Origin of the sequence: Microbacterium protaetiae (assembly GCF_004135285.1) — a bacterium.
GTDB classification, from domain to species: Bacteria; Actinomycetota; Actinomycetes; order Actinomycetales; family Microbacteriaceae; genus Microbacterium; species Microbacterium protaetiae.
Map to the genome: position 1 here is coordinate 2,797,698 of NZ_CP035494.1, position 14,061 is coordinate 2,811,758.

The following is a 14,061-nucleotide window of genomic DNA, read 5'->3' on the forward strand; positions in this document are numbered from 1 at the left end:
AGCGCGCGCGATCGAGAGGTCAGCCGGCCGGCGGGGCGCCCTGCCCCCCACTGAACCCGCCACCGGTGAATCCACCGCCGGTGAACCCGCCGCGCGAGCTCCGAGATCCGCTGAGACCGGTCAGCCCGTTCGAGCTGGTGGTGTCAGAGGTCGAGGCGATCTGTTCATCCAGGTCGGCGAGTACGACCGTCTGCCCAGCGCTGATCCCCTTCGTGATCTCTATCCGCTCGGTACCTGTGGCGCCGACCTCGACCGACGTCTGTTGGGGTGTGCCGTCCTTGAGCAGAACGACCGACGCCTGTGAGCCCGAGAGCGTCACGGCCGAACTGGGCACCGTGAGCACGTCATGTGCGGTCGAGAGGGTGACCGTGGCGCGGGCCGTCGCGCCGATGCGCACGTCGTCGTCGCCCGCGTCGATTGCTATCGTCACGGAGTACGTGGGTGTGGAGGTCTCGGAGACGTTCTGCACGCCGATGGACGCGACCGTTCCGGTGTACGTCTTGGCGAATGCGGGTAGCGCCACTGATGCGGACTGGCCCGCGGCGACCTTCGCGATCTTTGCGAGCGCGACCGTGGAGGTCACGATGTAGCCGCCCTCGCCCTGCACCGTGATCACGGCGGTGGTCGAGGCGGCCGACACCTCATCACCGGCGGCCAGTGCCACGGAGACGACCGTGCCCGAGATCGGGCTGCTCAGTGTTGCGAAACCGAGGTTCTGCTCGGCGACCGACACCTGGGACTGGGCGAGATCGATCTGCGCCCGGTCAGCGAGGATCTGCTCCGCGGTGATGGTCTTCGAATTCGTGGACGTGGGACTGCCCGAGCCGCCTCCCGACCCTGCCGATGAACCGGCCCCTCCCGATGAGCCGGCCCCTGCCGATGAGCCGGTGGTGCCCGAAGAGCCGGCACCCGATGGTTCTGACGAAGGGGCGGTGCCCGACGAGCCGGGTGCACTCGACGAACCTGATCCGGTCGCGGCATTCGACGATCCCGTCGACGGCTTCTGCGTGCTGCCGGTGGTCGGCGCGCTCGTCTTCGACGGCGACGGGACATCACCCGTAGTCGTCTGCGTGTCGTTGTCCAGGGCCTTCAGCAGGGCCGCGACCGCGTCGTCGAGCTTCTGGGCGGCATCCTGCAGCGCTGACTGCGCAGCAGCCGTGGCCTTCTGCTTGTCGAGGGTGTCGGAGATCGACGACTGGCAATCCTGCAAGAGGGCCTGCGCGTTGCCGAGCTGATCGGAGCTGTCATCGGCGGCGTCACCCGTCGTCGCGGCGTCCGTCGTCGGGTCCGCGGTCGGGTCGGCCGTCGGGTCGGTTGTCGGGTCGTCGTCGGCGGGTGCCGTCGGTGTCGGATCGCTGGTCGGCGTGTCAGCGGACGTGTCCGTGTCGGCGGGGGTCAGGGTTCCGTCGGCGTCGACCTTCGCGTCGAGGAACGGTGCACAGACCTTCTGCGCATCTGTCGTCGCGGCCGCAGACGCGGTCTGGGCGGCGGTTGCCACCTCGTACTCATCGAGGAGCGCCTGCTGTGCGCTGGTGACCTTCTTCTTGGCCGCCGTGACTGCGGCGCTCTCGGTCGCCGCTGCCGGCTCCGTGCCGGTGGTCGGCGCAGCAGACGGGCTGCGCTGTGCGGCCGCGGCGGTCGAGGAGGACGCCGGGTCTGAGTCGACTGTCGTCCGGGGCGTCGTCGACGGCGCGGGGGTGCGGGATGCCGACGACGCTTCGCCTGCCGATGCGGCAGCCACCCCACCGGAGAGGGCAGACTCCGACGAGGTCTGTGCGGATGCCGCTGATGATGTCGAAGACGTTGTGCCGGTGCTCTGCGCGTCGAGATCGTCTTCGAGCTGCTGCTGATCCTTGGCGAGCGTGTCTTGGGCGGAGGTGACGGCGTTCTTCAGCGACGTGGTGTCGAGAGTGGCCAGCTTCTGACCGGCCGCGACCTCGTCGCCGAGCTTGACCAGCACCGTGCCGACGGTGCCCGACACCTGGAAGGCCGCGGCCGCGCTGTCGGCCGAGGAGACTTGCCCGGTCAGCGCGAGGGTCTCGGTGACGTCGGCCTTCTCGGCCGTTGCGGTGCGATACCGCCCGTCATCGCCGCGCGTGGCCGCGAGAGCGACGCCTGTTCCGCCACCGACCACCAGCACCGCCACCGTTGCGCTGGCGAGCAGCTTTCGACGCCGCGTTGCGAACAGCGTGCCCAGCCCGCGCCGCGGCTGTGCCCGGTCGATCCCGTCAGTCATCGGAGCTCTCCGCGTCAGAACCCGGCCCACCCGAACCCGGCCGCTGACCGCGTCCACCGAACCCGGCGCCGGTCGTGCACGTGCCGTCGGACGAGGCGTCTGAGAGCACCAGAGCCGTGGCGTCGTAGCCGCCCTTGTCATCGGCCGTGCCGGTGGCGCGTACGCACAGCCCCTCGGCGATGTCCGAGCTGGAGGCATCCTTGGTCGCCGTCACCGTGGTCTCGGCCGAAAGCGACACCTTCTCGCTCGACGAGGATCCGTTCTGGGACGTGGTCTTGACGGTGAGCGAGTCGGCGCTGACCGCCGTCACCTCACCCGATGTGAACTGGCCGAAGCCGCCCGCGCCGCTCTGGCCGGGAGTGGGCGCGCCGGATGGCGCGGTGCCGTCCTGCGGCATCCCCGAGCCCATCGTGCCGCGCGAGCCGTCCTGTGGCATCCCGGTCGGAGCACCGGTGGGGCGCGCGCCCCCGCCGCCGAACCCGCCGCCGCCGAATCCGCTTGTGCAGCTGCCGTCATCAGAGGCCGCGGTGACGGTGATCGTCGTCGCAGCGTCGGAGTCTGGACCGGTGACGGCCAGGACGCAGTCGCCCACGGCGATGTCAGAGGCAGTCACGGTGCGGGTGCGTTGGATGCTGGTGTCGTCGGTGTAGCGCACCGCGGTCTGTTCGTCGTCGCCCTGCACCTGCAGCACGCCGTCCTGTATCGCGGCGATGAGGCCCGAGACGCCGCCGCGGTCCTGGGCGTTCTGACCGGGCTGGCCGCCGCCCGCCGCGGCGGCGGGTGATGCCGAGGCATCGGCGGCGCCGGCCGCGGTCGAGGAGCAACCCGCGAGGGCGAGCAGCACCGCGGCGCCGCCCGCCACGGCGGCGGCAACGACGGGACGGCGACGGTTCAGGGGGATGTTGCGCATGAGTCTGCCTTCTTTCACTCGCTGCGAAGCGCGTCGATGGGGGTGAGGCGCGCGGCACGGGCGGCCGGATACACGCCGAAGACGAGGCCGATCGCGACGGCGACCACCAGAGCGAGGACCATGGTGGGAACCGAGGCGATCACCGAACTGCCGATCAGCGGTGGCAGCACCCAGGTGGCGACCACGCCGACGAGCACACCGAGCACACCGCCGCCCAGGCCCAGAATGGCCGCCTCGATGAGGAACTGGCGGCGGATGGCTCCTGGGGGAGCACCGAGCGCCTTGCGCAGACCGATCTCGCGCGTGCGCTCGGTCACCGACACCAGCATGATGTTCATGACGCCGATTCCACCCACCAGCAGTGACAGCGCCGCGATACCGGTCAGCAGCACCGTGAGGGTCCGGTAGATCGAGGTGGCCGTCTCGACGAGGGCGTCTTGGCTGGACACCGTGAAGTCCGCGTCGTCGGCCGAGGTGATGCCGTGCACGTTCAAGAGGATCGCGGTGGCCTCTTGGTAGGCGGCCGACAGCACGGTGTCCGAGGCCGCCTTCACGTAGATCGTCGAGACGCTGTCGGCAGTCGTGCCGCCCATGACAGTGTCGGCCGCGGTCGAGAGCGGGATCACGGCCACATCGTCGAGATTGGTCGACGAGCTCGATCCGGCTGCGGCGAGCACGCCGATGATCTGAAAGTCGGTGCTGTCGATGGTGACGGTCTGGCCGACCACGGCTGTCGTGCCGAAGAGTTCATCGGCGGTCTCCGAGCCGATCACCGCGACGTGGGCCTCGGTCTCGTACTGCTCCTGGGTGAAGAACGAGCCCACTTCGAGCGTGCGCGAGCGTACCGTCGGCCACGACGTGGTCGTGCCGGTGACGGTCGTGGTCCAGTTCGTGGTGCCCGCGGTCAGCGACAGCGACGAGGTCTTCTCCGGTGCGACAGAGTTGATGTCGGGCGCCGCGACAGCGGATGTCAGAGCATCGGCATCCGACGCCTTCAGCGTCGCGGCCGAACCGAAGCCTCCGCGCATGCCGCTGGAATCGGTGCTCGAGCCGGGGGAGACGATGAGCAGGTTGCTGCCCAGCGAGCTGATCTGCGCGCTGACATCCTTCTGGGTGCCCAGGCCCAGCCCGACGGTCACCACCACGGCGGCGATGCCGACGAGAATGCCGAGAACAGTCAGCAGTGATCGCAATGCGTGCGTGCGGATCGCGTGCCACGAGGTGGCGAGGGTCTCCGACCAGTTCATGCGGCCGCCTCCTGGGTGGCGCCGTCCGAGACGATCAGACCGTCGCGCACCGTCACCATGCGGCGGGCGCGGCGGGCGACATCGTGCTCATGGGTGATCAGCACGATGGTCCGCCCCGCCGCGTGCAGCTCGTCGAACAGCCCGAGCACGTCGTCCGTCGAGGCGGAGTCGAGGTTTCCGGTGGGCTCGTCGGCGAGGATCATGGTCGGATCGCCCGCCAGCGCGCGCGCCACTGCCACTCGCTGCTGCTGTCCGCCCGACAGCTCGCCCGGGCGATTGTTCAGCCGGTCGCTGAGACCGACACGTTCCAGTGCCGCGGCCGCACGTTCGCGCCGCTCGGTCTTCTCGACCCGCCCGTAGACCATCGGCAGCTCGACGTTCCGCAACGCCGACAGGCTGGGCAGCAGATGGAACTGCTGGAAGACGAATCCGATCTGCCGGTTGCGCACGCGCGCCAGCGCGACCTCGCTGAGCCTTTCGACGTCTTCGCCGCCGAGTCGGTACGAACCGCTGGTGAGCACGTCGAGGCATCCGAGGATGTTCATCAGGGTCGACTTGCCCGACCCCGACGGACCGACGATGGCCACATACTCGCCCTCGGTGACGCTCAGGTCGATGCCGGACAATGCCTCGAACTCGATCTGACCGCTGCGGTAGGTCTTGCGGGCACCGGCCATCTCGATGACCGGCGGCGGCAGTGCACTCATCGGTTTCCGCCCTGACCGCCCTGACCGCCCTGGCCGCCCTGGCCGCCGGGGAACTCGCCGCCGCCCGGCAATTCGCCGCCACCGGGGAACGACCCGCCGCTCGGGAAGCGACCGTTCTGGTTCTGGCTGTTCTGCGAACCGCTGCCTGAGGTCGCCGACGGGGTGAACGATGTCATCAGCACCACGGCGCCTTCGTCCAGACCCGAGGTGATCTCGGTGTACTGCCCCGAGGTCTCACCCACCTCGACCGGGGTGGGGGTCTGCGTGCCGTCGGAGCCGACAACCGTGACGGTGCTCTTGCCGTCAGTGGTGGTCACGGCCATCGAGGGGACCACCAGCACATCGGTGCGACGCTCGTAGACGATTGAGACGTCGACGGACACGCCGTCGAACAGGCCCTTGCCGTCACCGGTGATAGCGACCGACACCGGGTACTGTGCCGAGCCCGACGAGGTCGACGGCAGCAGCCCGACCTGCGTCACGGTGCCGTAGTACTTCCCCTCGTCGTCGGTGGTCAACTCCACCTGATCGCCCTTGGCCACGTGGGCGATGTCGGTCTCACCGATCGAGACGTCGACGGTCCACGCGTTGGTGCTCACAATGGTGAACGCCGCCGACGACGTGCTGGCAGAGCTGGCAGTGGACGACGAGCCGGATGCCGCTGACGGCGCGGCTGCGGAGCCTGCGCCAGATGCCCCGCTCGAAGACCCGCCCGAGGAGGACCCGCCCGAGATCTTGTCGCCGACCGCGATGTTCACGGCGGTCACCAGTCCCGCGGAGGGAGCGACGAGCGTCGCGTCGTCCATCGCGTCTTCGGCGTCATCGACCGAAGCCTGCGCCACATCGACGGCGGCTTGGGCAGCCGAGACCTGGGCGGTGGCTGCGCTGGTGCCGTCGTTCGCATCCTCAGCCGAAGCCAGCGTCGCCTTCGCGTCGGCGAGATCAGCCTTCGCCTGCAGCAGCGACGCCTTCAGCTGCAGCGTGTCGACCTTTGCCAGCGCCTGTCCCTTCTTCACGGTGTCGCCGGCGGCGACCGAGACAGCGGTGACCGTCCCCGAGACCTCGAAGCTCACCTCATCGTCGATCGCCGGGGCGACCGTTCCGGTGGTGGAGACCGACTTCTCCATCGTCTGCAGCTCGGCGGTCGCCGTGCGCGTGACTGTCGTGGCGGCGGTGGGCTGACCGGGGATCACGAAGCCGAAGGCCCAGACCGAAAGTCCGGCGGCAACGACAACCGCCACGCCGGCGGTCAGCCACGCCGGTCGCGGGACGCTTTTCAGAAAGGTACGCACTGCCATGCGGCTGGCTCCTCGGGCTCACAGAACAAGACGACGGTGACGTTACGCGGCGTGATGATGGAGGTCGTTATGACCGGTGATGAAATCGCTATGGACCCGACGCCGTTGCCCAGCCTTTGCGGTGGTATCGGCTCGTAGAATGGCAAGATCATGACTCCTGTGTCTTCCGCCGTCTCTTCTGAGCCGACGCTCATCGCACCGTCACCCGCAGCCGTCGACGTCGACGGCCATACCCGCACCTACGAGGTGCGCACGTTCGGCTGTCAGATGAACGTGCACGACTCCGAACGGCTGGCGGGCTCCCTCGAGAGCGCCGGCTATGTTCCCGCCGCCGACGATCAAGACCCCGACGTCGTCGTCATCAACACCTGCGCAGTGCGCGACAACGCCGCCGGCAAGCTGTACGGCACGCTGGGGCATCTCAAGTCGAAGAAAGATGCCCACGCGGGCATGCAGATCGCCGTCGGTGGATGCCTCGCCCAGATGGACAAGCAGGCCGTGCTCGACAAAGCCCCCTGGGTCGATGTCGTCTTCGGCACGCACAACATGGGATCGCTGCCGGGGCTGCTCGAGCGCGCGCGCCACAACGGTGAGGCCGAACTCGAGATTCTCGAGGCGCTGGAAGTGTTCCCCTCGACGTTGCCGACCAAGCGCGACAGCGCCTACAGCGGCTGGGTGTCGATCTCGGTCGGCTGCAACAACACCTGCACGTTCTGCATCGTGCCGAGTCTGCGCGGCAAAGAGAAAGATCGCCGCCCCGGCGACATCCTGAACGAGATCCGTCTTCTCGTCGACGACGGCGCCGTCGAAGTCACGCTTCTCGGGCAGAACGTCAACTCTTACGGTGTGGAGTTCGGCGACAGGCAGGCATTCGCGAAGCTGCTGCGCGCGACCGGTGATATCGAGGGGCTCGAGCGCGTGCGCTTCACGAGCCCGCACCCCGCGATGTTCACCGACGACGTCATCGATGCCATGGCCGAGACCCCGAATGTCATGCCGCAGCTGCACATGCCGCTGCAGTCGGGCAGCGACCGGGTGCTCAAGGCCATGCGTCGCTCGTATCGCAGCACGCGCTTCCTCGGCATCCTCGACCGGGTGCGAGAGAAGATGCCCGACGCCGCGATCACCACCGACATCATCGTGGGTTTCCCCGGCGAGACCGACGAAGACTTCGAAGACACGATGCGCGTGGTCGAGCAGGCGCGGTTCTCTTCTGCCTTCACCTTCCAGTACTCCATTCGCGAGGGCACACCGGCGGCGACAATGGCCGATCAGGTGCCCAAGGCTGTCGTGCAGGAGCGCTATGAGCGCCTTCTCGCCCTGCAAGAGCGCATCTCGCTCGAAGAGAACGAGAAGCAGGTCGGGCGCCAGGTCGAGTTGCTCGTCGCCACCGGCGAGGGCCGTAAAGATGCCGCCACCCACCGCCTCACCGGACGCGCGCGCGACAACCGCCTTGTGCACTTCGAGGTGCCGGCCGGCTCTGAGCTGCCGCGCCCCGGCGACATGGTGACGGCGACGATCACGCATGCGGCTCCCTTCCATCTGCTCGCCGACGCGCCCGACGGTGCGCCGCTGCGGATTCGCCGCACGCGCGCCGGCGACGCATGGGAGCGGGGTCAGTCCGACTCGTGTGCCGTACCCGCCCACGGTGGCGCGGCCGGCGGTGCGGTCTCGCTCGGCATGCCGACCATCGGCCTGCGCGCCCCCGGGCGTTGAGCGAGCGCAGCCTCTGGGCCATCGTCGGCGCCACCGGCACCGGCAAGACCGCCCTCTCGCTCGAGGTCGCCGAAGCGCTCGCCGCCGGCGGGCGCCCGGCCGAGATCGTCAATGCCGACGCCATGCAGCTGTATCGCGGCATGGACATCGGCACGGCAAAACTGCCGGAATCGGCGCGGCGCGGCATCCCCCACCATCTGCTCGACGTGCTCGAGGTGACCGACGAGGCGGCCGTGGCCTGGTATCAGGATGCCGCGCGCGCTGCGATTTCGGCGATCTTCGCCCGCGGTGCCGATGCGATCCTGGTCGGTGGCTCGGGCCTGTACGTGTCCAGCGTGCTGTACGACTTCCGCTTTCCGCCGCGTGACGACGCCCTGCGTGCCGAGCTTGAGGAAGAGCTCGCCGCAGCGGGCCCCGCGGTGCTGTATGCACGGCTGCGCGCGCAGGATCCGGCGACGGCGGCGAAGATGGACCCGCGCAACGGGCGCCGCATCGTGCGGGCACTCGAAGTGCTCGCCCAGGGGAAGGCGACGCACGGGGCCGCTCTTCCGGACGAGCCCGTGCCGTGGCATCCCGACACCCGCATCATCGGCACCCACGTCGAGCGTGCCGAGCTGGTGCCCCGACTCGACGAGCGCGTGGCGCAGATGTGGCGCGACGGCCTGCTCGACGAGGTCGTACGGCTGCGTGCGGCGGGCCTCGAGCGCGGCACGACCGCCCCCCGCGCGATCGGCTACGCGCAGGCGCTCGCACAGCTGAAGGGCGAGAAGACCGAAGCCGACGCGATCGCCGAGACCCAGGCGCTCACGCGCCGCTATGCGCGTCGGCAGGTGTCGTGGTTCAAGCGCTATGCGGGGCTGCGGTGGGTGGAGCCGGGAGTGGATGCCGCGGCTTTGGCAGACTGGACGGCGTGAGCTTCACGATCCGCGCGTTTCGCACATCCGACACTGAGCCCGTCGTCGCGCTCTGGCAGGAGGCGGGGCTCACACGTCCCTGGAACGACCCGCGTAAAGACATCGAGCGCAAGCTCGCCGTGCAGCCCGAGCTGTTTCTCGTGGCCGTTGACGGGGAAGCGATCGTCGGCAGTGTCATGGCCGGATACGACGGTCATCGCGGGTGGTTGTACTATCTGGCGTCGGCGCGGCGCCGTGAGGGCATCGGGCGCGCGCTCGTGGCTGAGGGCGAGCGCCTGCTGCAGGCGATGGGCTGTCCGAAGGTGCAGCTCATGGTCCGGCCCGAGAACACCGCGGCCCGCGGCTTCTACGATGCGCTGGGTTACGAGGCGTTCGACACGTGGGCGACGGGGAAGCGGTTGATCGCCGACGGGTGAGGATGTCGGAGCCACCCGCCATGCTGGGGGAATGACCACGCACTACTACACCGCGTCGAGTCTGGACGGATTCCTCGCGACGCCGGATCATTCCTTGCATTGGCTGCTCGAGCAGGACATCGACGAGCACGGCCCGATGAACTACGACGCATTCATCGAGGGCGTCGGGGCCGTGGCGATGGGGGCCACCACCTACGAGTGGGTGCTCGAGTACGGCGGCCCGTGGCCGTACAGCCTGCCGGCATGGGTGTTCACGCACCGCACGTTGCCGACCCCGCCCGGCGCAGATGTGCGGTTCGCACAGGGAGACGTGCGCGACGTGCACGCCGCGATGATCCAGGCCGCCGGTGGGCGCGACGTCTGGATCGTCGGTGGGGGAGAGCTCGTGGGGCAGTTCGCCGACGCCGGCCTGCTCGATGAGCTGTGGGTGCAGTACGCGCCGGTCACACTCGGCGCCGGAGCTCCCCTGCTGCCGCGCGCGCTCGACCTCGAACTCATCGATGTGGCGCGCAACCGCGCATTCCTGTGCGGTCACTACCGCGTGCGCGGACCGCTGCCACCGGCGTCGGAGGCATGACCTGGCCCGTAGGATTGTCGCGATGACCTCCACGATCTCCTTCACCAAGGGCCACGGCACCGGCAACGACTTCGTGATCGTGCCCGACCCCGACGGGGCCCTCGATCTGTCCGCGACGCAGGTCGCTGCGTTGTGCGACCGCCATTTCGGCATCGGCGGCGACGGGATGCTGCGGGTCGTCCGCTCGACGGCGACCTCTGCCGGTGCCGACGCGGCCGCGGCCGGCGCGGAATGGTTCATGGACTACCGCAACGCCGACGGCTCGATCGCCGAGATGTGCGGCAACGGCATCCGCGTCTTCCTGCACTACCTGCTGCAGACAGGTCTCGCGCAGCTGCCGGACGGTGATGAGATCGTGATCGGCACGCGCAACGGTCCGCTGCGGATGACCCGCAGCGACCTCGGCTACGAGGTCGACCTGGGCGCGTTCCGCATCGAGTCCGGCGACGTGCTCGTGCGTGCGCGCGGCCTGGATGTCCCCCGTCCGGGACTCGGCGTCGATGTCGGCAACCCGCATGTGGTCGTGGCACTGTCGACGGCCGAAGAGTTGGCGGGGCTTGATCTCACGGCCATCCCGATCCTCGACCCCGAGCCGGCGGCCGGGGCGAACGTCGAGTTCGTGGTTCCCTCCGATCCGCTCGTGGTCGACGGCGTCGGCCGCGTGCGTATGCGCGTGTTCGAGCGCGGCGTGGGCGAGACGCTCAGCTGCGGCACCGGGGTGTGTGCCACCGCTCTGGCGGTGCGCGACTGGGCCGGGGCATCCGCCCCCGACAACTGGAGGGTCGATGTGCCCGGCGGCACGCTGGGCGTGCGCATCGTCGGCGATCACGTGCTGCTCTCCGGTCCCGCGCAGCTCGTGTTCTCGGGGGAGATCGCGCTGGCCTGATCTCGCGTCCCCGGCATTCATGGCCTGCACAGGGTGATTTCATAGGCTGAGCGCCACGACCGACGCGATCGGAGGCATGCGATGCTGACGGACAAACCACGGCTGCTATGGGCAGGGCTCATCGTGGCGGGAGTCACGGTGATGAGCGGCTGCGAGGCGAACAGCGCGCCTGAGGCCACGCAGACGGACGACGGCGGGGCGGCCGCGGCATCCACCGCTCCCGTCCCACAGCCCGAGAAGAGCACGCCCACCGCGGAGGGGTCGGCACAGACGTCGGCCGCACTCACCGCGATCGACACGGCCGAGGGTGCCGTCGCAGGCGGACAGGTGTTCGACCTTGAGCTCGACACCGACGACGGCGTGACGCTGTGGGAGGTCAAGGTCGCGGGCTCGGGCGGCAGGCAGTTCGACCTCGAGTTGTCTCAGGACGGCACGACGGTGCAGCGCAAGGAGCAAGACACGACGCCCGACGACGATGTCGCGAAGCTGGCGGAGGCCACGCTCAAGGTTCGGGATGCCATCGCCGCCGCAGCCGACCACGCGGACGGCGTCACGGGTGTCTCGGCAGTCGAGATCGACAGCGAGCGCGACGGCACGATCACGTGGGAGGTCACGTTCGGCGGCGATGACGGCATCACCGTCGTGCTCGACGCAGCCGATGGGCGCGTGATCCGATCGGGTCCCGACGCGGGCTGACCGAGCGCTACGGCAGCTCGATGGGCTCGGTCATCGGCGTGCCGTGGCGGCGGACCTTCAGAACGCGATACCCGCGTCCGGTCGCCGCGCGATGCACGCTGAACGTATGGTCGAGCGTGGCAGCCAGCCAGCGCTGCAGCGAGTCCGACCCGAGGTTGCGCTGCACCACGAGCCACGCGTCGCTGCTCTCGTCCAGCCGCGGCAGCCAGTGCAGCAGCATGTCGTGCAGCACGTTCTTGCCGACCCGGATGGGCGGGTTCGAGCGGATGCCGCGAAAGGCGATGTCATCGGGAACACCGTCGGGTGTGGTGGCGTTGATGTTGTCGAGGCCGAGGGATGCCGCGTTGCGGCGCACGAGGTCGAGAGAGCGCTCGTTGACGTCGACCGCCCAGACCGTCGCGTGCGGAGACTGGAGCGCGATGCTCAGCGAGATCGGGCCCCAGCCGCAGCCGAGATCGAGGATGTTCCCACCGGGCGGAGGCGGTGGGGTGTTCGCCAGCAGCACCTGGGTGCCGGGGTCGATGCGCTCAGGACTGAACACGCCGCCAGCGGTGGTCACCTCGACGTCGCGACCGGCCAGGTGGATCGTGATCGTGCGGAGATTCTCGGCACTGGCAGGGGACGCGCTGAAGTAGTGGTCACTGCCCATGACGTTTCAGCGTAGTGGAAGGAAGGGCCATGCCGGAGACTAGAGTTGATCGAATGGATGAGACCACGCCCGACCCCGTCGATCGCGTGCTCGCGCGCGCCGACGCGCACTCCGGCGTGCGTGTGTTCGGTGCCGCGCAGGCGTTGCAAGATGCCGGGACCGCGGCGGGCGGCGATACCGACGGCGAGCAGTGGGACCGCGAGGAACGGGCCGCACTGCGCCGGGTTCCCGGGCTGTCGACCGAGCTCGAAGACGTCACCGAGGTCGAGTATCGCCAGTTGCGTCTGGAGAACGTGGTTCTGGTCGGTGTGCACCTGCAGGGTGCGACCGAAGACGCCGAGAACTCGCTGCGCGAGCTCGCTGCGCTCGCCGAGACGGCCGGCGCGGTCGTGCTGGATGGAATGCTGCAGCGCCGTCCGCATCCCGACCCGGCCACCTACGTCGGCCGCGGCAAGGCGCAGGAACTGCGCGATGTCGTGGCAGCCCTGGGCGCTGATACCGTGATCGCCGACACCGAGCTGGCACCCAGCCAGCGTCGTGCCCTCGAAGACGTCGTCAAAGTCAAGGTGATCGACCGGACCACCGTCATCCTCGACATCTTCAGCCAGCATGCGAAGAGCCGTGAGGGCAAGGCGCAGGTCGAACTCGCACAGCTCGAATACCTGCTGCCACGCCTGCGCGGGTGGGGTGATTCGATGAGCCGCCAGGCCGGTGGCCAGGTCGGTGCCGGCGGAGCGGGCATGGGCTCGCGCGGACCGGGTGAGACCAAGATCGAGCTCGACCGACGCCGCATCCGCACCCGCATGGCTCAGCTGCGTCGCCAGATCAAGGAGTTCGGGCCCGCGCGCGAAGCCAAGCGTGCCGAGCGCAAGCGCAACACCGTGCCGTCGGTGGCGATCGCCGGATACACCAACGCCGGCAAGTCTTCGCTGCTGAATCGACTGACCAGCGCCGGCGTGCTCGTTGAGAACGCGTTGTTCGCGACCCTGGATGCCACGGTGCGCCGATCGCAGGCCTCCGACGGTCGCGTCTACACGCTCACCGATACGGTCGGGTTCGTGCGGAACCTGCCTCATCAGCTGGTTGAGGCGTTCCGCTCGACGCTCGAAGAGGTCGCCGATGCCGATGTCATCCTGCACGTCGTCGACGCGTCGCATCCTGACCCGGCTGCCCAGCTGGCGACAGTGCGCGATGTCATCGGAGATGTCGGCGGGCGTGACATCCCCGAGATCGTGGTGTTCAACAAGGCCGATCTCATCGACGACGACGCCCGCTTGCTGCTGCGCGGACTCGAGCCGCGGGCGCTGTTCGTCTCAAGCCGCACGGGAGCCGGCATCGATGAGCTGCGTGCCGCGGTCGAAGCGGCCCTGCCGTTGCCGGCCGCAGAGGTGACAGCGCTGGTGCCGTACGACCGCGGCGACCTCATCTCGGCCGCGCACGAGACCGGCATCATCCTCGAGCAGGCGCATGAGGAAGGCGGCACGTTCCTGCACGCGCGCGTGGGCGCGCATCTGGCCGCCCAGCTCGCCCCCTACCTCGTCTCCCGCTGACCCGCCCCTTCGCCGAGTTGTCCCCGCGTTGCCCGAGTTGTCCTCGGGTTGCCCGAGTTGTCCTCGGGTTGCGCGAGTTGTCCTCGGGTTGCGCGAGCTGACCTCGGGTTGCGTGAGTTGTCCTCGGGTTGCGTGAGTTGTCCTCGGGTTGCGTGAGTTGTCCTCGGGTTGCGTGAGTTGTCCTCGGGTTGCGCGACCTGTCCTCTGACGTGAGTGGACAACTCGGGCAACAAAGGGACAACTCGGGCAACAGAGGGAC

General features: G+C 69.0%; 13 protein-coding genes. 7 read left to right on the forward strand and 6 right to left on the reverse strand.

All coding sequences use genetic code 11. From position 1 onward, the window contains the following. Window positions 1-19: 19 nt before the first annotated feature. The 5 genes from ET475_RS12940 to ET475_RS12955 are packed head-to-tail and all read right to left on the reverse strand — an operon-like array spanning window position 20 to window position 6,398. Window positions 20-2,236 (reverse strand): permuted SH3 domain-containing protein, encoded by a 2,217-nt coding sequence (locus ET475_RS12940; RefSeq protein ID WP_165310918.1) that lies wholly within the window; start codon window positions 2,234-2,236, stop codon window positions 20-22. Continuing rightward, window positions 2,229-3,146, reverse strand: coding sequence for a hypothetical protein (locus tag ET475_RS17890; RefSeq protein ID WP_165310920.1), 918 nt, complete (start codon window positions 3,144-3,146; stop codon window positions 2,229-2,231). The genes ET475_RS12940 and ET475_RS17890 overlap by 8 nt, the downstream gene beginning before the upstream one ends. A 14-nt stretch (window positions 3,147-3,160) precedes the next feature. Continuing rightward, window positions 3,161-4,393, reverse strand: a complete 1,233-nt coding sequence (locus ET475_RS12945) for an ABC transporter permease (protein ID WP_129390953.1) — start codon at window positions 4,391-4,393, stop codon at window positions 3,161-3,163. Beyond that, a complete protein-coding gene (locus ET475_RS12950; protein ID WP_129390956.1) occupies window positions 4,390-5,100 on the reverse strand; it encodes an ABC transporter ATP-binding protein in 711 nt (236 codons plus the stop codon). The genes ET475_RS12945 and ET475_RS12950 overlap by 4 nt, the downstream gene beginning before the upstream one ends. After that, a complete protein-coding gene (locus tag ET475_RS12955; protein ID WP_129390959.1) occupies window positions 5,097-6,398 on the reverse strand; it encodes an efflux RND transporter periplasmic adaptor subunit in 1,302 nt (433 codons plus the stop codon). The genes ET475_RS12950 and ET475_RS12955 overlap by 4 nt, the downstream gene beginning before the upstream one ends. Window positions 6,399-6,548: 150 nt before the next feature. Between ET475_RS12955 and miaB the strand changes: the two genes are divergently transcribed. From miaB to ET475_RS12985, 6 genes are all read left to right on the forward strand, one after another. Then, window positions 6,549-8,114 carry a tRNA (N6-isopentenyl adenosine(37)-C2)-methylthiotransferase MiaB gene (miaB, locus tag ET475_RS12960; protein WP_129390963.1) on the forward strand — a complete coding sequence of 522 codons (1,566 nt, stop codon included), beginning with the start codon at window positions 6,549-6,551 and terminating at the stop codon, window positions 8,112-8,114. Further along, on the forward strand, window positions 8,111-9,028 hold the full coding sequence (gene miaA, locus ET475_RS12965) for a tRNA (adenosine(37)-N6)-dimethylallyltransferase MiaA (protein ID WP_242497635.1): 918 nt from the start codon (window positions 8,111-8,113) through the stop codon (window positions 9,026-9,028). The genes miaB and miaA overlap by 4 nt, the downstream gene beginning before the upstream one ends. Next, the gene (locus tag ET475_RS12970) at window positions 9,025-9,444 is read left to right on the forward strand and encodes a GNAT family acetyltransferase (protein ID WP_129390970.1); all 420 of its coding nucleotides are present in this window, start codon (window positions 9,025-9,027) and stop codon (window positions 9,442-9,444) included. The genes miaA and ET475_RS12970 overlap by 4 nt, the downstream gene beginning before the upstream one ends. Window positions 9,445-9,475: 31 nt before the next feature. Next, a complete protein-coding gene (locus ET475_RS12975) occupies window positions 9,476-10,021 on the forward strand; it encodes a dihydrofolate reductase family protein (protein WP_129390973.1) in 546 nt (181 codons plus the stop codon). Window positions 10,022-10,043: 22 nt separating this feature from the next. Beyond that, window positions 10,044-10,907 carry a diaminopimelate epimerase gene (gene dapF, locus ET475_RS12980; protein WP_129390977.1) on the forward strand — a complete coding sequence of 288 codons (864 nt, stop codon included), beginning with the start codon at window positions 10,044-10,046 and terminating at the stop codon, window positions 10,905-10,907. Between the two features lie 81 nt (window positions 10,908-10,988). After that, window positions 10,989-11,603 (forward strand): PepSY domain-containing protein, encoded by a 615-nt coding sequence (locus ET475_RS12985; RefSeq protein WP_129390980.1) that lies wholly within the window; start codon window positions 10,989-10,991, stop codon window positions 11,601-11,603. A 7-nt stretch (window positions 11,604-11,610) separates the two neighbouring features. On the opposite strand, the gene ET475_RS12990 is transcribed toward ET475_RS12985, so the two are convergent. Then, window positions 11,611-12,252 (reverse strand): class I SAM-dependent methyltransferase, encoded by a 642-nt coding sequence (locus ET475_RS12990; protein WP_129390983.1) that lies wholly within the window; start codon window positions 12,250-12,252, stop codon window positions 11,611-11,613. A 53-nt stretch (window positions 12,253-12,305) separates the two neighbouring features. Here ET475_RS12990 and hflX point away from each other — a divergent pair, with 53 nt between their 5' ends. Beyond that, on the forward strand, window positions 12,306-13,802 hold the full coding sequence (gene hflX / locus ET475_RS12995) for a GTPase HflX (protein WP_242497636.1): 1,497 nt from the start codon (window positions 12,306-12,308) through the stop codon (window positions 13,800-13,802). Window positions 13,803-14,061: the final 259 nt, after the last annotated feature.

Coding starts and splice junctions, on each gene's coding strand:
- ET475_RS12940 (WP_165310918.1), bottom strand. CDS start 2,236: ATGACTGACGGGATCGACCGGGCACAGCCGCGGCGCGGGCTGGGCACG.
- ET475_RS17890 (WP_165310920.1), bottom strand. CDS start 3,146: ATGCGCAACATCCCCCTGAACCGTCGCCGTCCCGTCGTTGCCGCCGCC.
- ET475_RS12945 (WP_129390953.1), bottom strand. CDS start 4,393: ATGAACTGGTCGGAGACCCTCGCCACCTCGTGGCACGCGATCCGCACG.
- ET475_RS12950 (WP_129390956.1), bottom strand. CDS start 5,100: ATGAGTGCACTGCCGCCGCCGGTCATCGAGATGGCCGGTGCCCGCAAG.
- ET475_RS12955 (WP_129390959.1), bottom strand. CDS start 6,398: ATGGCAGTGCGTACCTTTCTGAAAAGCGTCCCGCGACCGGCGTGGCTG.
- miaB (WP_129390963.1), top strand. CDS start 6,549: ATGACTCCTGTGTCTTCCGCCGTCTCTTCTGAGCCGACGCTCATCGCA.
- ET475_RS12975 (WP_129390973.1), top strand. CDS start 9,476: ATGACCACGCACTACTACACCGCGTCGAGTCTGGACGGATTCCTCGCG.
- dapF (WP_129390977.1), top strand. CDS start 10,044: ATGACCTCCACGATCTCCTTCACCAAGGGCCACGGCACCGGCAACGAC.
- ET475_RS12985 (WP_129390980.1), top strand. CDS start 10,989: ATGCTGACGGACAAACCACGGCTGCTATGGGCAGGGCTCATCGTGGCG.
- ET475_RS12990 (WP_129390983.1), bottom strand. CDS start 12,252: ATGGGCAGTGACCACTACTTCAGCGCGTCCCCTGCCAGTGCCGAGAAT.
- hflX (WP_242497636.1), top strand. CDS start 12,306: ATGGATGAGACCACGCCCGACCCCGTCGATCGCGTGCTCGCGCGCGCC.